Below are 20422 nucleotides of genomic sequence, written 5' to 3'. Positions count from 1 at the left end.
AGATTCAAGAGAAAAATTTCTTTTACGTCCAAAATTAGAATAATATTTTTGATAAAAAGAAAGTGGGATGAAATCACTAATATCAAAAAAATGATTTAACATAGAAAGTAAATTGTATTGATTTTGATTAAAAAACTTTTCAAAATCAGAAGAAATATTAGAAAAGTTTAATTGTTTAGCTTGAACTGGCATAAGTTTTTCCTCCTTTTTTCATTTTGAGTTATACACATCTAGTTAATGTATATATACCCAAAATGGGGGAAACTTAGCCATTTCTATAAATTTAAATGTAGTATTTATGCGAGTTGTAGAGTTCTGCAACGAGCTAATTAAATTTATAAGTTAGGAGGGAAAATATGAAAATTTATAACGTTATAATGGCTGGTGGTGGGGGAACTAGATTCTGGCCTATAAGTAGACAAGCTACTCCTAAACAATTATTAAATTTAAGTGGAACAGATACATTAATAAATGAAACTATAGATAGAGTAAATAAATTATCGTGTAAAGAAAATTCATTCATAGTTACTAATAAGATTCAAGCCAAGGCTTTAAAAGAAATTACAGAAGATAGATGTTTAAAAGAAAATATATTAAAAGAGCCAGTAGCAAGAAATACTTCTGCTGCCATAGGATATGCAGCATTTAATATAATGAAAAAACATGGAGATGGAATAATGTGTGTATATCCTGCTGATCATTTTATAAAAAATGAAGAAGAATTTATAAATGTACTAAATAAAGCTATAAAAGTAGCACAAGAAAAGGATAAGTTAGTTACTATAGGTATAAAACCTACATTTCCTTCAACTGGATATGGATATATAAATTTTGATAGACAAAGTGATTTATATTCATATGAAGTTATAGAGTTTGTTGAGAAACCAAACTTTAAAAAAGCAGTAAAATATGTAGAATCTGGAGAGTATCTATGGAACAGTGGAATGTTTGTATGGAAGGTTTCTAAAGTATTAGAAGATTTTAAAAGATATTTACCTAAGGTATATTATAAGCTTGAAGAATTAAGTGAATATATAGGTACTGAAGAAGAATTAGAAATGATAGAAAAAATATACCCAACTATTCCTTCTATATCTGTAGATTATGGAATAATGGAAAGAAGTAATGATGTTGTGGTTGTTCCAGGGGATTTTGGATGGAATGATGTAGGATCTTGGGATGTGTTAGGATCAATATTTCCAACAGATAATAACGGAAATATAAGAAGAGGAGAAACTATAACAATAGATACTCAAAATTCTGTAGTTTACTCAGATGAAAAGTTAGTAACAGCAGTAGGCATAAAAGATTTAATAGTAGTTTCTACAAAAGATGCTGTTATGGTTTGTCCAAAAAATAGAGCTCAAGATGTAAAAGCAATAGTAGAAGAACTAAGAGAGCAAAATAAAGTAGTTTACTTATAATATACAAATATAATTGCGGAGGCATAAATATGGAAAAAAGAAAAGTAGCGTTAATAACAGGTATAACAGGACAAGATGGTTCTTACTTAGCAGAATTATTATTAGAAAAAGGATATGAAGTACATGGAATAATAAGAAGAGCAAGTACTTTCAATACAAAAAGAATAGATCACTTATATCAAGACCCGCATGAAAAAGATGTAAGATTATTTTTACACTATGGAGATATAACGGATACAAGCAATGTAAATAGACTTATAGAAAAAATAAGACCAGATGAAATATATAATTTAGCAGCACAGTCTCATGTGAAAGTATCTTTTGATGCACCAGAGTACACTGCTGAAGCAACAGGAGTAAGTACACTTAGAATATTAGATGCTATAAGAGAAACAGGAATAAAGACTAAGTTTTATCAAGCATCAACAAGCGAATTGTTCGGTGGACTTCCAGAAACAGCACCACAAAATGAAAAAACTCCTTTTTATCCAAAAAGTCCATATGGAGTTGCAAAATTATACTCTTATTGGATAACAGTAAATTATAGAGAATCTTATGATATATTTGCATGTAACGGGATATTATTTAACCATGAATCTCCAAGAAGAGGAGAAACTTTTGTTACAAGAAAGATAACTAGAGCAGTAGCTGCTATACATTTAGGAAAGCAAGATAAATTATATTTAGGAAACTTAGATGCAAAAAGAGACTGGGGACATGCTAGAGATTATGTATACGGAATGTGGCTAATGTTACAACAAGATAAACCAGATGATTATGTATTAGCTACTGGTGAAACTCATACAGTTAGAGAATTTTGTGAATTAGCTTTCGCAGAACTTGGATATGAGATAGAGTGGCAAGGAACTGGTGTAGATGAAAAAGGAATAGATAAGAAAACTGGTAGAGTTTTAATAGAAGTAGATCCAAGATACTTTAGACCTGCTGAAGTTGAATTATTATGGGGAGATTACTCAAAGGCAAAAAAAGAATTAGGATGGAAGCCTAAGGTTTCTTTTAAAGAATTAGTTAAAGAAATGGTTCAATCTGATTTAGAAATATTAAAAAATGGTGATGAATATAGATCTAAATTTGAAAATTAATGCTTAGGGGAGATTCGAGTATGATGAATAAAGATTCAAAAATATATATAGCTGGTCATAGAGGTATGGTTGGTTCAGCTATAGTTAGAAATTTAGAATCAAAAGGATATACAAACTTAGTATTTAAAACTTCTAAAGAGTTAGATTTAAGAAATCAACAAGCTGTAGAAGATTTTTTTAAAGAGGAAGAACCTGAATATGTATTTTTAGCTGCTGCTAAGGTTGGAGGTATACATGCTAACAATACTTATCCAGCAGAATTTATATACGACAACTTAATGATTGAGTGCAATATAATACATTCAGCTTATAAGTACGGAGCTAAAAAATTATTATTCTTAGGAAGTTCTTGTATATATCCTAAGTTTGCTAAACAGCCAATAAAAGAAGAATATTTATTGGATGGACAACTTGAGCCAACTAATGAAGCTTACGCTATAGCAAAAATTTGTGGCATAGAGTTATGTAAATTCTATAGAAGACAATATGGATGTGACTTTATAAGTGCTATGCCAACTAATTTATATGGTATAAATGATAACTTCGATTTAGAAACTTCTCATGTTATGCCAGCGTTTATAAGAAAGTTTCATGAAGCCAAGTTAAATGGAGATAAAGAAGTTGTTATGTGGGGAACAGGAACTCCAAAGAGAGAGTTTATGTATGTTGATGATTTAGCTGATGCATGTGTATTCCTTATGAATAATTATAGTAATGAGATTCACATTAACTTAGGTACTGGTGAAGATATTGAAATAAGAGAGTTAGCACAAATTATAAAAGAAGTTGTTGGATTTGAAGGTAAGATAGTAAATGATTTATCTAAGCCTGATGGAACTCCAAGAAAGTTATTAGATGTAACAAAACTTAATAATTTAGGATGGAAACATAAGGTAGGATTAAAAAAAGGCATAGAAAAAGTTTATAAATGGTATTTAAATAGTGAATGCGCAAATGAAAATATATAAAAATACTTAATAGTATTCTTATATTGGAAAGAGGATTTCATATGAAAAAATGCAATGTCTTAATGGCACATAATTATTATCAAGTTCCAGGAGGAGAGGATACAGTTTTTCATAATGAAGTTGAGATGTTAAAAAAAAATGGTCATAAGGTAATTAAATATACTAGACATAATGATAAAATAAAAGAATCTGGTATATTTGGAAAACTAAAGTTAGCAACAGAAACTGTATTCTCATTTAAGACTTATAAAGAAGTTAGAAGTTTAATAGATAAAAATGATATACATGTAGTGCATGTTCATAATACTTTGCCTTTAATAAGTCCATCTATTTATTATGCAGCTATATCAAAGAAAGTCCCTGTAGTTCAGACTATACATAATTTTAGACTATTGTGTCCAGGAGCTACATTCACAAAAAATGGACATATATGTGAAGATTGCTTATCAAAAGGACTTAGGCAATCGTTAAAAAATAAATGTTATAGGAATTCATTATTACAAACATATATTATGTACTTTATGTTAAAGTTTCATAAAATTATAGGAACTTATAACAAGATAAACTATATAACTTTAACAGAGTTTAATAAAAATAAGATTTTAAATTTAGTTAAAGATGATAAAAAAGTATTTATTAAGCCAAATTTTATATCTAAGAAAGAAAAAACTCAAAGAAATTTGGAAGATTACTTTATTTATATAGGAAGATTAGATGAAATTAAAGGAATAAACTTTTTAGTTAATTCTTGGAAAGACATTGATAAGAATATAAAGTTATATATAATTGGTGATGGTCCAGAAAAAGAGAATATAGAGAAGTATATAAAAGAAAGTAAGATAAATAATATAAAGCTCTTAGGATTTATGGACAGATTAAGTGCATTCGAGATTATAGAGAAATCTAGAGCTATAATAGTTCCTTCAAAGTGGTATGAAGGGTTTCCTATGACTATAGCTGAGAGTTTTTCATTAGGAGTTCCAGTAATAGGGAGTAATATAGGTAACATAGGATGTATAGTTAATGATGAAAATAATGGATTATTATTTGAAAAAGATAATAAGCAAAGCCTTAAAGAAGTAGTAGAGAGAGTTTTTTATAACAAACAATTTAATATACAATTAGGAAATAATGCTTATAATACTTTTTTAGATTATTATACAGATGAAGAAAACTATAATATATTACAAAATATATACAGTAGAGTAGTGGGTGATAACTTGTGGTAAGCAAATCTATACCAAAATTAAAAACTTGTAACATATTAGGTGTTAATATAAATGTTACTAATATGAAAGAAACTGTAGAAATTATAAAAGACAACTTAGATAAAATAAAAGGAGATTATATCTGTGTTTCCAATGTACATACAACTGTTATGTCCTATGAAGATGAAAATTACAAAGCTATACAAAATGGTGGATTTATGGCCCTTCCAGATGGAAAACCTCTTTCAATAATAAGTAAAAAAAGAGGATTTAAGGAAGCTGAAAGAGTAACAGGACCAGACTTAATGGAAGAAATATTTAAGATATCTGAAGAAAATGAGTATAGGCATTATTTTTATGGAAGTACTCAAGAAACTTTAGATACATTAAAAAGAGAATTAAATAAGAAATATCCAAAGCTAAATATAGTCGGAATGCACTCACCACCATTTAGAAAATTAACTGAAGAAGAAGGTAAGGAAATAGTTGAAAATATAAATAAAGCTAAACCTGACTTTATATGGGTTGGGCTAGGTGCACCAAAGCAAGAAATATGGATGCATGAGCATGAAAATAAAGTAAATGGTTTAATGATAGGTGTAGGAGCTGGATTTGATTATCATGCAGGAAATATATCAAGAGCTCCAAAATGGATGCAAAATATGAGTTTAGAATGGTTATATAGGTTATTACAAGATCCAAAAAGGTTAATGAGTAGATATATAAATACCAATTTAAAATTTATATATTATATAATCAGAAGGAAGTGGTAATGTATTGAAATATTATAGTGTTAGCATATCGAATAATTATAATAACACAACATTAATTTTAAGTGTTGTTATATCAATAATAGTGTCAGTTCTTGTATCTATAAATCATAAACTATTTATAATTTTTTTGGGGATTATAGTTTTAGGTATTTTAATAAAGAGCAGAAAATTATATATTTCAGTATTGTTAACCATAATTTCGATGTATTTAGTTCTAAATCAAGGTATAACAAATGTAGGAGTTAATATTACTTTTTTAATTCCTATTGGTGAAATTGTGCTTGGTATAGGTTTAATACGTTGTATTACAAATAATTTAAAAGTTTTTTTTAATAGATTTAAATTCCCAATATTAATTGTATTTACCTATGCGATAACTCTAATGATATATAGTTTTGTAAAATATGGTGCAATTGCATTTAGAGATGGTGTAGGCTTTATAGAGGCATTGTATATATTTGTAACATATAGTGAATTCAATATGTTATCTAATAGAGGAATAGACATTGAAAACTTTATATATAGGTTTATAAGAATAGTACTGAATACATTATTTATATATAGTTTATTCTATATAAATTCTAGTATATTAACAAATATATCTCCAATATATAAAGGGTATCAAAAAGATATATATCTATTAGGAAACTTCAACTCTATACATACATGGCTTCTTGTTCTTATTATATATAATACATCTATTGTATTGAGTAAAAATAAAAATAAGATTATATCAAGGATGTTGGTTCATATACAAAGTATAATATCGTTATTGTTAATATTAATAACAACTTCTCGTGTAGTAATAATATTATATTTTCTATTTATAGTTTTATTTATATTATTGAAACGTATGGATATTGCAAAATATTTAATAGCATATGTTACTATGCTGGGTGTAGTAGCATTTATAATAATTGGATTAGGAATTAAGTTGAAACTTAGAAGAGGTTGTTTAGATATTCAATTCTTAAAAGAATTTATACTAAGTTCAGTAGGAAAGGGATCATCTGGAATGTCAGATGGATTTTATCAAAGGATATATTGGAATATGAATTTAATTATGGAGTCCGTAAAGAACAATCAAGTATTAACAGGTAGGGGATTTGGTATACCGCTCATAAACTTTGTGGATTCTCAGGGATATTTGGTTAGAGAACCACATAATAGTTATATGAGTATATATGGAAGAGTAGGTATAATAGCTTTATTAACTTGGAGTGTTTGTATGATACGTATGCTTATTAACAGTCTTAAAAACTTTATAAACTATGATAATAAAATAAGTTTATTGATAGTAGTATTCATGATAATTGGATTATTTACAGGAATTGTAGAACCATTCTTCGAATTACCATATTACACCATTGTGTTTTATTCTTTGTTAGGAATGCTACTCTATTGTGAAGGTGATAAAATAAAAAAACTTAGGAGAGTTATTAAAAATGAAGAAAACAATATTTATATATGATTATATGCAGAATGGAGAAGTATTATATAACTATATAAAAAAAAATGACCACTATAATCTATTAAAAAATAATAAAGTGGTATATATTCCATTCAGGATAAATAAAAGTTTTTCTGACAAGATAAAAAGAGTTTTTGAAATAGGATTGATAAATATAGTAAGAAACTTAATTACAAAAAATAGCATTATAGTATCTACAGCCCCTAGTAGATTTCAAAGTTATATATCAAAAAATATTATTTGTATGAATCATGGATGGGCTACAAAAAAGACACCAGGAAATAATGAACTGAACGATAATAATAAGATGAAAGACTATAAGCTATTTAAAAAATCATGTAAATACATTATATGTCTTAGTGATTTTGATAGCACTTATTATTTAAAAGGAGGAAATTTAGATAAAATCGATTCTCCTATATTTTTGCCATTAGGAATACCTAGAAATGATTACTTATTACAAAACAAAAATAATATAAATCTCATTCATGAAATTAGCTCAAAATTAGGTATAAATAGAATGAGTAAGAAAGTATTTTTTTACGCACCTACCCATAGAGAAACAAAAGAAAATAATGAAGAAATGTTAAAGAGAATTTTAGAAGAATTTGAAGGATTAGATAATAAGTTAGGACTGTCAAACAGTATATTGATATTTAGACCACATTATTTTTCTAAAGGTATTAAAAAACATATAGATAAATTTAAAAATATATATTATGCAGGATATGACGAATATCCAGATACCAGAGACCTTATGATTTTTAGTGATATATTAATAACAGATTATAGTTCTATATTTGTTGATTATTTATTATTAAATAAACCTATAATATTTTATACATTTGATTTACCTATATATCAAGAAATGAGAGGATTGGTTATAGACTATAATAATAATATACAAACTCCAGGACCAAAGATAAGATCTCTACAGGATATAGTTAAAATAGAAGATAGTAAATTGAAAGAATATAATTTGATTGAAGCTAAAAAATTTTTTCATAAAAATTATGATGAAAATTCTTCTAAAAGGATATATGAATTTTTGGTAAGTATAACAAATAATGACACATAAAAGAATTTATATTTAGATAAAAAATTTTTGTATGACAATGATATGGTGTCTAAAGTATTGTATTTTTATTAAAGATTACGTTATAAAGATAGCAAATATTCGAGGATATTGAGAAAGTGAAATAAATAAATTGATTTTTTAAATTAAATAGAGAAATATTTGTGAGGTGAAATTATGATATATGCAGAAATTCTAGCTGGTGGAAAAGGTTCTCGTATGGGGAATACTGATATGCCAAAGCAATTCTTAAACATAGGTAATAAACCTATAATCATACATACTATAGAAATGTTTTTATTAAATGAAAGATTTACAAAGATAATAATAACAATTCCTCGTGAGTGGATTGCACATACTCAAGATATAATAAATAAGTATATAGATGAGTCGTTAAAAGAAAAATTATGTGTATGTGAAGGAGGAAAAGATCGAAATGAATCTATAATGAATGGTATAAAATATATAGATGAAAATTTTGGAATAATGGATGAAGACATAATAGTAACTCATGATGCAGTTAGACCTTTTTTAACGCATAGAATAATAAATGATAATATTGATATGGCTTTGAGGTATGGGGCAACAGATACAGTTGTTCCAGCTTTTGATACAATTGTAGAATCTAAAGATAATGTTACAATAACAGACATTCCTAGAAGAGATTTTATGTATTTAGGTCAAACTCCACAAAGTTTTAATATTAAAAAATTAGTTAAACTATATAATTCATTGAGTGATGAAGAAAAATCTATATTAACTGATGCAGCAAAGATATTTGTTGTAAAGGGTGAAGAAGTAAAATTAGTTGAGGGGGAAGTTTTTAATATAAAAATAACAACTCCGTATGATTTGAAATTAGCTAATGCTATAGTAATGGGGGATAAATATGATAAATAAGGTATATAGGTTAGTTGCACCTAGGCAAATAGTTGCTTCGTTTGAAGAAAGAACATTGCATGGAAACGGTATCATAGTTAGACCAACTAAGTTATCTATATGTGCAGCAGACCAAAGATATTATACTGGAACTAGGGGAAAGGATGCTTTGAAAAAGAAGTTACCTATGGCTCTTATACACGAAGGTGTAGGGAAAGTTGTATATGATCCGAAAGGAGAGTTTAATCATGGAGATAAGGTGGTTATGATACCGAATACGCCTATACAAAAAGATGAAATAATATCAGAGAATTATCTTTCAACTAGTAAATTTAGATCTAGTGGATATGACGGTTTTATGCAAGATTATATATTTATGGCAAGAGATCGTATAGTTAAATATAATTCTATAGATGATAATATTGCTTCTTTTATCGAATTATTAAGCGTAGCGATACACTCTATAAATAGATTTGAATTAAAGTCTCATGAGAGACGAGATACTATAGGTGTATGGGGGGATGGAAATGTAGGATTTATAACATCCCTTATACTGAAAAAAAGGTATCCGAAAAGTAACGTAATTGTATTCGGGAAAAATGAAGAAAAACTAAGTTTTTTTTCTTTTGTCGATGAAACTTACCAAATAGATGAGATTCCAAGTAAGCTGAGTGTTGATCATGCTTTTGAAGCTGTTGGTGGTAAATCAAGTGAATTTGCTATAAAGCAAATAATAAAACATATAAATCCAGAGGGGTCTATATCTATTTTAGGTGTATCAGAGAATCCGATAGAAATAGAGACTCGTATGGTTTTAGAGAAAGGATTAAATATTATAGGAAGTAGTAGAAGTAGCAGATTTGATTTTGTTGAAGCTGTGAGATTTTTGGAAGAGTATAAAGACTACCAAAATCAATTGCAAAAGCTTATTTATGAGGTAATAAGAGTGAAAAATATAAAAGATATATGCAAAGCTTTCGAACAAGATTTAACTACAACATTTAAAACTGTTATAGAATGGAATGTTTAGTTTACTTAAGGAGGGACTAATTATTTTAAGTAAATATAAAAATAAAACATTAAAAGAAATTATATTAAGCATATATAATTCTATAAGATTTAAACTAAGATATTTTTACAAGTTGCCTATAGTTTCAAATGGTATATGCAAAATCAAAAAGCATAAAACTGGTAAACTTATAATAAAGAATAGATTAAGATTAAATGGAGAAATTTCTTCACTATGTATAAATAAGTCATCAATACATATAAGAAAAAATGCAAGTTTAATTATAAATGGTACAGTGGATTTAGGTTCAGGTACAAATTTAATAGTAGATAATGGTGCTAGTATATGCATAGGAGATAATTCATATATAGCAGGAGATAGTAAAATTTATGCTAGAAATAAAATAACTATAGGAAGAAATTGTGCATTATCATGGGGGTTAACTATAATTGATACAGATTTTCATGATATCATACATAATGATAATATTAATAATTTATCATGTGAAGTGAATATAGGAAATCATGTTTGGATAGGGTGTAATGTAAGTATATTAAAAGGTGTAAGTATAGGAGAAAACGCTATAGTAGCAGCAGGAAGTGTTGTAACTAAAAATGTCCCAGCAAATTGTTTGGTAGGAGGAAATCCAGCTAGAATTATTAAAAAAGGCGTCATGTGGAAATAAATATGTTAATATAAAAAGTTAATCTTCAAGGGAGGAGATTATGAGTAAATTAGCAAGATCAACTATTGGATTGATGATAGTTACTTTATTAGCAAAAATTTTAGGATTTAGTAGAGAGTTGGTGTTAGCTTCAGTTTATGGAACATCTGCATACAGTGATGCATATTTGATAGCTTTAAATATTCCTGTTGTTATATTTGCTACTATAGGTGGAGCATTAGCAACTACTTTTATCCCTTTATATTTTGAAAGTAATAATATAGATGGAGATACTAGATCACTTAAGTTTGCCAATAATGTATTCAATATAGTTATGATAATAAGTATAATAGTAGCTTTACTAGGAATAGTATTTACAAAACCATTAGTAAAGTTATTTGCTGTTGGATTTAGAGGAAATACTTTGAAAACTGCCATAGATTTTACTAGGATACTTATACCTGGAATAATATTCATAGGTTTCAGTAATATAATGACGTCATACCTTCAAATAAAAAATAACTTTACTATACCAGGCCTTATAAGTGTTCCGTATAATATAATAATAATAATATCTATGCTAGTGAGTATTAAATATGGACCTTATACAATGGTATGGGGAACATTAATTGGTATGATAAGTAAGTTTTTATTTCAAGTACCATTTGCATATAGAAATGGCTATAAATATGAAGCTCATATAAGTTTAAAAGATGAGTATTTAAGAAAGATGGTATGGCTAGTAGGACCAGTATTTATTGGAATTGCTGTCAATCAAATTAATGCTATGATAGATAGAACTTTAGCATCTGTTTTACCAGAAGGAAGTATATCAGCACTTAACTATGCTAATAAGTTGAATCAATTCATTATGGCATTTTTTATAACTTCTATAGCGGCTGTTATATATCCTATGCTTTCTAAACTATCATCTGAAAATAATAAAGAAAAGTTTGTAGGGACAGTAGTTAAAAGCATTAATAGCATAATAATTTTAGTTATGCCTGTGTCTGTAGGGGCTATAGTGTTAGCTACTCCAGTAGTAAAATTTTTATTTCAAAGAGGTGCATTTAACATTACTGCAACTAAAATGACATCTATAGCTTTAGTATTTTATTCTATAGGATTGATTGGATATGGACTTAGAGATATATTAGGAAGAGTATTTTACTCTTTAAAAGATACGAAAACTCCTATGATAAACGGTGCCATGGCTATGATAATGAATATAATATTAAATTTAATATTAGTAAAATTTATGGGACATGCTGGACTTGCTTTTGCAACTAGCATATCAGCCCTTATATGTATATTTTTACTATTTAACAGTCTTAAAAAAAAGATTGGATATTTTGGACAAGATAAGATACTAAAAACTACCCTAAAGTCTTTAGCATCCGCTATTGTCATGGGAATAATAACATTCTTTACATATAAATTTTTAATTAAAGTATTAGGACTTAGTTTTATAACTGAAGCTATAGCACTCTTTGGATCAGTATTTATAGGCGCTTTAGTTTATGGAATATTAGTTATAATACTAAAAGTAGAAGAAGTTAATATGATAATAGATATGATTAATAGAAAGTTAAAAAGAAAAAGTTATATTAAGGAAAAATCCTCCTAAAAGGAGGAATTTTTTTGAAATTATATACTGGTAGTTTTATACAAGGGGATGAAATTATGGTAGATTACATACTAAAACTAAAACCATTCTATAGTCCAAAAGTGTGGGGATACGAGAAGTGGAATTTATCTGCTCATAAAAATGGAAATTCTGTAGTAGAAAATAGAATATATAAAGGTAAAAATTTAGGTGAAGTATTAGAAGAGAAAAGCGATTTTCCAATACTCGTAAAAGTTATAAATGCTAATGAAACTTTATCTGTACAAGTTCATCCAGATGAGGATTATGCTAAAACATATGAAAATGATAATGGAAAAACAGAGTGTTGGTACATATTAGAAGTTAAAGAAGGAGCTACTTTAATATCAGGCATAAAAAAAGGATTTGATAAAAATAAGTTAAAGCAAATAATAGATGAAGGAAAAATAGAAGATTATTTAGAAAGAGTTAAAGTAAAATCAGGAGATTTAATATATATTCCATCTGGAACTGTACATGCTATAGAAGGTGGAATAAAACTTATTGAAGTACAGCGAAGTAGTGATATAACTTATAGACTTTATGATTGGGGAAGGGGAAGAGAAGTACATATTAAAAAAGCGTTAGATGTTATAGATTATGAAGGAAAAAATAAAGGTGGAAAAATAGAGAACTTTAAGAAATTAGAAACACCGTATTTTACTATAGAAAAAGTATCTATTAAAGGCAGCTATGAAGATAAAGTAAATGAAAAGTTTCATTCATATACAGTAATAAGTGGAAGCGGATACATAGTTGATAAATATGAAAAGGTAAATTTAAAACCGGAAGAAACAGTATATATTCCAAATGGATTAGATTATAAGATAGAGGGAAATTTAGAGCTTATTAAAGCTTATGTTGATAATGATTATGATATAGATGAAGTATTAAAAGAAGTTGCTGTATCTAAAATTGATTAATAAAATAAGGAAGGAGTTTTATAAAGTGGATTATATGAAAGTATATGAAGAATGGATTAATAACTCATATTTTGATACTGAAACTAAAAATGAACTTTTAAGTATAAAAGATAATGAAAAAGAAATAGAAGATAGATTTTATAAAAACTTAGAATTTGGAACAGGTGGTTTAAGAGGAGTAATAGGAGCTGGAACTAATAGGATAAATAAATATACTGTAAGAAGAGCAACATTTGGACTTGCTAATTATATAATTAAAAAATATAAGGATGAAGGTAAACAAAAAGGAGTAGTAATAGCTCATGATAGTAGATATAAATCTAGAGAGTTTTGTATAGAAACTGCTAAGACACTTGCTGCCTGTGGTATAAAAACTTATATATTTGATGATTTAAGACCAACTCCACAGCTTTCGTTTGCTGTAAGATATTTAAACGCCGTGGCAGGGGTCGTAATTACAGCAAGTCATAATCCGCCAGAATATAATGGATATAAAGTTTACTGGGAAGATGGTGGGCAAATAGTTCCATCACTTGCTAAAGAAATAATAGAGGAAGTAAATAAAATAGATGATTATAGTCAAATACCTACAATAGATGAAAAGGAAGCAATGGATAAAGGGTTTATAAATTTATTAAATGAAGAAGTAGATACAGCTTTTATAGAAGAAGTTAAAAAGCAAAGCTTTAGAAAAGATATAATAGAAAAAGTATCTGATACTTTTAAAATAGTATTTACACCTCTTCATGGTACAGGGAATAAGCCTATAAGAAGAGTTTTTGATGAAATAGGATTTAAAAATGTTTTAGTAGTTAAGGAGCAGGAAAATCCGGATTCTAATTTTTCTACAGTAAGTTATCCTAATCCAGAGGAAAAAGAAGCTCTAAGTTTAGGAATAGAGCTTGCTAAATCTGAAAATGCTCATATTGTATTAGGAACTGATCCTGATTGTGATAGAGTAGGAGTTGCAGTTAAAAATAATGAAGGAGAGTATATTTGTCTTACTGGAAATCAAGTAGGTTCTCTTTTAGTTAATTATATTCTTGAAAATTTAAATAGAGAAAATAAATTACCTAGTAATGGGGTAGTTATAAAAACTATAGTAACATCAGAGCTTGGAGCAGAGATAGCAAAGCATTATGATATTAATACTATAGATACATTAACAGGATTTAAGTTTATAGGTGAGAAGATAAAAGAATTTGAACAAAATAAAGAAAATACTTTTGTATTTGGATATGAAGAAAGTTATGGATATTTATGTGGAACTCATGCGAGAGATAAAGATGGACTAGTATCTGCACTTCTCATCTGTGAGATGGCAGCTTATTATTATTCTAAAGGTATGAGTTTATATGAAGCTTTAATAGAACTTTATGAAAAATATGGATATTACAAGGAAGATTTAAAATCTATCACTTTAAAAGGAAAAGAAGGAACAGAAAAGATAAATAGTATTATTAAATACTTTAGAGAAAATTCTCCGAGTGCTATAGCAGGTATAAATATTAAGGAATTAAAGGATTATAAAAAAGGAGTAGATAATCTTCCTAAGTCAAATGTATTAAAGTTTATATTAGAAGATGATTCTTGGATTGCTGTAAGACCTTCTGGAACTGAGCCAAAGATTAAATTTTATTTTGGATGTGTAGGAAGATCTAATAAAGATGTAGATGAAAAATTAAATAGTTTAATAAGCTTTATTATGAATAAGGTAGAAGAAATTTAAAATATTTTATTAAATTTTATTGGGGGTAAAAAGTATGATAAATAGAGTTAGAAAAGCCATAATACCGGCAGCAGGACTGGGTACTAGATTTTTACCTGCAACGAAGGCTCAGCCTAAGGAAATGCTTCCTATAGTGGACAAGCCAACACTTCAATACATAATAGAAGAAGCTGTTGAATCTGGTATTGAAGAAATACTAATAATAACAGGTAGAAATAAAAAAAGTATAGAAGATCATTTTGATAAATCTGTAGAATTAGAGCTTGTACTTGAAGAAAAAGGGAAGAAAGAACTTCTTGAAATAGTAAGAAATATATCTAACATGATTAACATTCACTACATAAGACAAAAAGAGCCAAAAGGACTTGGTCATGCAATATATTGTGCAAAGCATTTTATAGGAAATGAGCCTTTTGCTGTAATGCTTGGAGATGATATTGTCGATTCTAAAACTCCATGTTTAAAACAGCTCATGGATGCTTATAGTGAGTACAGAACAACAATTCTTGGAGTTCAAGAAGTTGCTAAAGAAGATGTGAATAAATATGGAATAGTAGCTGGAAAGCATATAGAAAATAGAGTATATAAGGTTAAGGATTTAGTTGAAAAACCTAATCCTAATAAAGCACCTTCTAATATTGCAATACTTGGAAGATATATAATAAATCCCAGTATATTTGAAATATTAGAAAATTTACCAGAGGGAAAAGGTGGAGAGATACAGCTTACAGATGGACTTAAAGAGCTTTCTAAAAAGGAAGCAATGTATGCTTATAATTTTGAAGGAAGAAGATATGATGTTGGAGATAAATTAGGATTTTTACAAGCTACTGTTGATTTTGCACTAAAGCGTGATAATTTAAGAGATGAATTTTTAAATTATTTAAATAAAGTTGTTAAAAGCTATAATAAGGATGAAGTATTAAAGGAAGTTGCTGTAGCTAAAAGTAAGTAATATAAATAGATACGAGAGGGATTTGGTATCAAATGAATAAAAATAAAATAATTATCGTATTATCATGGACAGCGGTGTTATCATTGCTTGTCCTTATATTTTATTTCTCATCTCAACCGGCTGTAAAGTCTGATGGGTTAAGTAAAAAGGTTACAAAGGTCATTGTGGATACAGTTGATAAAGTGCTTGACTTGGATAATGGAAAATCGGGGATAGATTTAGTAGAAAAGTTTAATCATATTGTAAGGAAATATGCTCATTTTACTTTATATTTACTTCTTGGATTGTTGGTTGTGAATGGATTTAGAAGAAGTGGAGTAAAGGGAATTAGAGCATTTGTAATTTCTCTCCTATTTTGTGTGCTTTATGCAATAAGTGATGAATTTCATCAGGTATTTGTATCAGGTAGAGGTGCACAGGTAACTGATGTTTTTATTGATAGTGCTGGTAGTTTTGCTGGAATTGGAATTTATTTAGGGGTTAGGAATATAGTGAATAGAGGATAGCCATGGTATGATATAATAAAGTTATAGTATTTAGTTAAATAAGGAGAGAATTATATGAGAAAAATACCTATAGGCATAAGTGATTTTAAAAAATTAATAAGTGAAAATTATTACTATGTAGATAAGAGTTTATTTATAAAAGAGATAATAGATGATGGATCAGAAGTAATATTACTTCCAAGACCTAGACGCTTTGGTAAGACTCTTAATATGAGTATGCTTAAGTATTTTTTTGAAAAAAGTGATGAAGACAATAGGTATTTATTTGAAAAATTAAAAGTAAATAATTATGAAGAAATAATGGATATGCAGGGAAAATATCCAGTAATATATATAACATTCAAAGATGTAAAATATTCTAATTGGGAAGATTGTAATAAAGCAGTTAAATCAGTTATAAGTGATGCATATGAAAAACATGAGTATCTTTTAAAAAGCGATTTTTTAGATGAAAGGCAAAAGAAGTATTTCAATGATATATTAAATAAAAATGTTAATACTGTAGAACTTTCAGAAAGTTTGAAAACATTAAGTAAATATTTAACTAAATATCACAAGCAAAAGACAGTTATTTTGATAGATGAATATGATGTTCCAATTCAAAGTGGATATTTAAATGACTATTATGATAAAATTATTGAGTTTATGAGAATTTTCTTGAGTGCAGCATTTAAGGATAATGAGTATTTACAAAAGGGAGTACTTACGGGAATATTAAGAGTAGCAAAGGAGAGTATATTTTCAGGACTTAATAATTTAAAGGTATGTACAATATTAAAAAATCACTATAGTGATAAATTTGGATTTTTAGAAGATGAAGTAAAAGAAATGCTAAAATACTATAATATAGAATCTGAAATGGATGAGGTTAGAAAATGGTACAATGGATATATATTTGGAGAAAATGTAATATACAATCCATGGTCGATATTAAATTATGTAGATAATTATGAAAGAGGATATAGACCTTATTGGGTGAATACGAGTAGTAATGATTTGGTTAAGATGATACTTACAAAAGCAGGGGAATTTGTGAAAATAGAGCTTGAGGATTTGATAAAAGGAAAAGAAATAATAAAGCCTGTAAATGAAGATATAGTTATGAAGGATATAGATAAGAGTTCTGAAAATGTGTGGAGTTTCTTGCTTTTTAGTGGATATTTAAAGGTAGTAAATGAAGAGTTTAAAAGAGGAAAAACTTATTGCAATCTAAAAATACCAAATGCAGAAGTAGCGTATTTATATGAAGAAATAATTATGTCGTGGTTTGATGAAAGTATAAATAACGATAAATTCAATATTATGCTTAAAAGTTTGGTAAATGGAGATATAAAAATATTTTCAAAGATACTAAAAGAATTTGTATTAAGTAGTGTTAGTTATTTTGATATAGGTGGAAATGAAAGTGAAAAAGTGTATCATGCTTTTGTATTAGGAATGCTTATAGCTCTTTGTGATGATTATGAGGTTAAGTCTAATAGAGAAAGTGGATATGGAAGATATGATGTAGCTTTAATTCCAAAGGATAAAAGTAAAATTGGTATAATTATAGAGTTTAAAAAAGTAGATAAAGATGATAAAGAAAATTTAGAAATAGCAGCTCAAAATGCTATAAATCAGATAAAGGATAAAAAGTATAAACAGGATTTATTAGATAGAGGAATAAAAAATATAATAGAGCTAGGAATAGCTTTTGAAGGAAAAGATGTTTTAGTGATACAAAATTAGGAAGAGATTAAATAAAGGAGGCTGCCATGGCGGTATTAATAACTGGAGGAGCAGGGTATATAGGTTCACATACTTTAAAGTATTTTTTAGATAAAGGTGAAGAAGTAGTTGTAGTAGATAATATTCAAACTGGACATAAAAGTGCAGTACTTGGTGGAAAGTTATATGTAGGTGATATAAGGGATAAAGAATTTTTAGATGGTGTATTTAGTGAAAATGATATAGATTCTGTAATTCACTTTGCAGCTAATTCTTTAGTTGGAGAAAGTATGAATAATCCATATAAATATTATGATAATAATGTGTATGGGACATTATGTCTTTTAGATAAAATGAATGAATATAATGTGAAAAAAATAGTATTTTCTTCAACTGCTGCAACTTATGGAGAGCCTGAAAGTATTCCGATACTTGAAAGTGATAAAACTAATCCTACTAATACATATGGTGAAACTAAACTTTCTATGGAAAAGATGATGAAGTGGTTTGATAAGGCTCATGATATAAAGTATGTATCTCTTAGATATTTTAATGCAGCAGGAGCTCATGAAAGTGGAAAAATAGGAGAGGATCACAGTCCTGAAACACATCTGATACCTCTTATACTTCAGGTACCTTTAGGTAAGAGAGAAAAAATATATATATTTGGTGATGATTATCAAACAAAAGATGGTACGTGTATAAGAGATTATATTCATGTAATGGATTTAGCTAGTGCCCATTATTTAGCACTTGAGTATTTAAGAAAAGGAAATGAAAGTGATATATTTAATCTTGGAAATGGAAAAGGATTTTCAGTAAAGGAAGTTATAGATACTGCAAGAAAGGTTACAGGACATAGTATACCTGCACAAGTAGAGGTTAGAAGAGAAGGAGATCCAGCTGTTCTTGTAGCATCAAGTGATAAAGCTAAGAATATTTTAGGATGGAAGCCAAAGTATGATTCCTTAGAAAAAATAATAAGCGATGCTTATAATTTTCATAAGAATAATCCAAATGGATTTGATGATTAAACCTGCCATGGCGGGTTTTTTCTTTTTTTACAAACATGATATAATTTAAGTATAAGAAAAAAGAAAAGAGGTATATAAATGAATAAAATAAAGTTAATGAAGCCAATTGTAGATTTTGTATTTAAAAGAATATTTGCAGGAGAAACAAAGGAAAGTAAAATAGTTTTAATAGATTTACTAAATTCAATATTAGGGTTAGAAAAAGAAGAAAAAATAATAGAAATAATATACTTAAATCCATATAATGATAAAGAATATAAGGAAGATAAGATATCTATAATGGATGTAAAGGTAAAGACACAAAAAGACGAATTAATAGATATAGAAGTACAAATAAATAATAGAGATAACTATAGAAAAAGATCATTATATTATTGGTCAAAAATGTATGGAGAAACAATAGAAGATGGAGATGCATATGAGACATTAAAAAAATGTATAGTAGTAAATATATTAGATTTTAACTTATTAAAAGAGACTAAAAAATATCATAGTAAATTCAAAGTAAAAGATATAGAAGAAAACTTTGAACTATTAGATGATTTAGAAATACATTATTTAGAGCTTCCAAAATTTAATGACAACAAGAGTGTAAAAGAAATGAATGAATTAGAAAAATGGCTTGTTTTCATAAAAGATGCTGGAGATGAAGGAAAAGAAGAATTGGTGAATGGAATTAGAAATAAAAGTGAGGTGATAGATATGGCTGGTAAAATGCTTGAAAAATTAAGTCAAGATGAAAAGGCTAGACAAAAATACTATCAACGTGAAAAATGGTTATTAGATGAAAAATCAAAAATAGCATACGAAAAAATTCAAAGACAAAGAGCTTTAGAAGAAGGTTTAAAGCAAGGAATAAAGCAAGGAATAGAGCAAGGAATAGAGCAAGGAAAAATAGAAATTGTCAAAAACCTATTAATGATTGGAGTAGATATAGAAAAGATAATCCAAGCATCAGGATTAAGTAAAAAAGAAATAGAAAATATACAAAAAGAAATACAACATTAAAAACCTGCCATGGCAGCAATGTCATTAAGTTAAGACATCGCCGAAGGCGGTTATCAAAGAACAGAGTATGAAATCATACCCTGTTCTTTTTTTCTATTCAAAAAAATTTGACAAATATGATGAATTTTATGGTGAATTCCTTGGAAGTATAAAATTAAGGAGGTTCCCACATGAACAAATATGCAGACTTAATTAAAGGAAATTTAGATAAAATACTCTTAGAAATGGATACATACTCTTATTTCTTTTGTAAAAATCCACAAAAGGATTTTACAAGAAAAAGAAAGCTAGATTTTAAAGAAATGCTACGCATTTTATTATCCATTGGTGGAAATAGCCTA

General features: G+C 27.6%; 17 protein-coding genes and 2 pseudogenes. 18 read left to right on the top strand and 1 reads right to left on the bottom strand.

All coding sequences use genetic code 11. The features are described from left to right. Positions 1 to 192: pseudogene (locus tag BUA77_RS08730) on the bottom strand (ISNCY family transposase); the annotation flags it as partial. Positions 193 to 356: 164 nt separating this feature from the next. On the opposite strand from BUA77_RS08730, the gene BUA77_RS08725 reads away from it, so the two are divergent. The 18 genes and pseudogenes from BUA77_RS08725 to BUA77_RS08640 all read left to right on the top strand — a co-directional run bounded on the left by BUA77_RS08725 (position 357) and on the right by BUA77_RS08640 (position 20081). Beyond that, entirely contained in the window at positions 357 to 1424 is a 1068-nt protein-coding gene (locus BUA77_RS08725; RefSeq protein ID WP_072889267.1) for a mannose-1-phosphate guanylyltransferase, read from the top strand. A gap of 29 nt (positions 1425 to 1453) precedes the next feature. Beyond that, entirely contained in the window at positions 1454 to 2527 is a 1074-nt protein-coding gene (gene gmd / locus BUA77_RS08720) for a GDP-mannose 4,6-dehydratase (RefSeq protein ID WP_072889265.1), read from the top strand. A gap of 20 nt (positions 2528 to 2547) precedes the next feature. Further along, positions 2548 to 3495: a GDP-L-fucose synthase gene (fcl, locus tag BUA77_RS08715; RefSeq protein ID WP_330390064.1), complete on the top strand. Its 948-nt coding sequence runs from the start codon at positions 2548 to 2550 to the stop codon at positions 3493 to 3495. A 41-nt stretch (positions 3496 to 3536) separates the two neighbouring features. Next, a complete protein-coding gene (locus tag BUA77_RS08710; protein WP_072889263.1) occupies positions 3537 to 4724 on the top strand; it encodes a glycosyltransferase family 4 protein in 1188 nt (395 codons plus the stop codon). After that, positions 4718 to 5476, top strand: coding sequence for a WecB/TagA/CpsF family glycosyltransferase (locus tag BUA77_RS08705; protein ID WP_330390063.1), 759 nt, complete (start codon positions 4718 to 4720; stop codon positions 5474 to 5476). Before BUA77_RS08710 ends, BUA77_RS08705 begins: the two co-directional genes overlap by 7 nt. Positions 5477 to 5480: 4 nt before the next feature. Then, positions 5481 to 6947, top strand: coding sequence for a hypothetical protein (locus BUA77_RS08700; RefSeq protein WP_072889261.1), 1467 nt, complete (start codon positions 5481 to 5483; stop codon positions 6945 to 6947). Further along, positions 6922 to 8025, top strand: coding sequence for a CDP-glycerol glycerophosphotransferase family protein (locus BUA77_RS08695; protein WP_072889259.1), 1104 nt, complete (start codon positions 6922 to 6924; stop codon positions 8023 to 8025). The genes BUA77_RS08700 and BUA77_RS08695 overlap by 26 nt, the downstream gene beginning before the upstream one ends. 174 nt (positions 8026 to 8199) lie before the next feature. After that, positions 8200 to 8922 carry an IspD/TarI family cytidylyltransferase gene (locus BUA77_RS08690; protein ID WP_072889257.1) on the top strand — a complete coding sequence of 241 codons (723 nt, stop codon included), beginning with the start codon at positions 8200 to 8202 and terminating at the stop codon, positions 8920 to 8922. Continuing rightward, entirely contained in the window at positions 8912 to 9931 is a 1020-nt protein-coding gene (locus tag BUA77_RS08685; protein WP_072889255.1) for an alcohol dehydrogenase catalytic domain-containing protein, read from the top strand. Before BUA77_RS08690 ends, BUA77_RS08685 begins: the two co-directional genes overlap by 11 nt. 490 nt (positions 9932 to 10421) lie before the next feature. Further along, positions 10422 to 10574, top strand: a pseudogene (locus BUA77_RS14825) (DapH/DapD/GlmU-related protein); the annotation flags it as partial. Positions 10575 to 10635: 61 nt separating this feature from the next. Further along, entirely contained in the window at positions 10636 to 12201 is a 1566-nt protein-coding gene (murJ, locus tag BUA77_RS08675; protein WP_072889253.1) for a murein biosynthesis integral membrane protein MurJ, read from the top strand. Between the two features lie 14 nt (positions 12202 to 12215). Beyond that, the gene (locus BUA77_RS08670) at positions 12216 to 13142 is read left to right on the top strand and encodes a type I phosphomannose isomerase catalytic subunit (RefSeq protein WP_072889251.1); all 927 of its coding nucleotides are present in this window, start codon (positions 12216 to 12218) and stop codon (positions 13140 to 13142) included. Between the two features lie 25 nt (positions 13143 to 13167). Then, complete coding sequence (locus tag BUA77_RS08665; RefSeq protein ID WP_072889249.1) at positions 13168 to 14871, top strand: phospho-sugar mutase; 1704 nt, start codon at positions 13168 to 13170, stop codon at positions 14869 to 14871. Positions 14872 to 14905: 34 nt separating this feature from the next. After that, positions 14906 to 15826: a UTP--glucose-1-phosphate uridylyltransferase GalU gene (galU, locus tag BUA77_RS08660; RefSeq protein WP_072889247.1), complete on the top strand. Its 921-nt coding sequence runs from the start codon at positions 14906 to 14908 to the stop codon at positions 15824 to 15826. Between the two features lie 74 nt (positions 15827 to 15900). Next, a complete protein-coding gene (locus tag BUA77_RS08655) occupies positions 15901 to 16332 on the top strand; it encodes a VanZ family protein (protein WP_242939106.1) in 432 nt (143 codons plus the stop codon). A 54-nt stretch (positions 16333 to 16386) separates the two neighbouring features. After that, positions 16387 to 18060 (top strand): AAA family ATPase, encoded by a 1674-nt coding sequence (locus tag BUA77_RS08650; RefSeq protein ID WP_072889243.1) that lies wholly within the window; start codon positions 16387 to 16389, stop codon positions 18058 to 18060. Positions 18061 to 18086: 26 nt separating this feature from the next. After that, the gene (gene galE, locus BUA77_RS08645) at positions 18087 to 19073 is read left to right on the top strand and encodes a UDP-glucose 4-epimerase GalE (RefSeq protein ID WP_072889241.1); all 987 of its coding nucleotides are present in this window, start codon (positions 18087 to 18089) and stop codon (positions 19071 to 19073) included. A gap of 78 nt (positions 19074 to 19151) precedes the next feature. After that, a complete protein-coding gene (locus BUA77_RS08640; protein ID WP_072889239.1) occupies positions 19152 to 20081 on the top strand; it encodes an Rpn family recombination-promoting nuclease/putative transposase in 930 nt (309 codons plus the stop codon). The last annotated feature ends 341 nt before the right edge of the window (positions 20082 to 20422 follow it).

This window comes from Tepidibacter formicigenes DSM 15518 (genome assembly GCF_900142235.1).
Taxonomy (GTDB): Bacteria; Bacillota; Clostridia; order Peptostreptococcales; family Peptostreptococcaceae; genus Tepidibacter; species Tepidibacter formicigenes.
The sequence above is the reverse complement of the archived record's forward strand: the minus strand, read 5'-3'. Positions and strand labels throughout refer to the sequence as shown.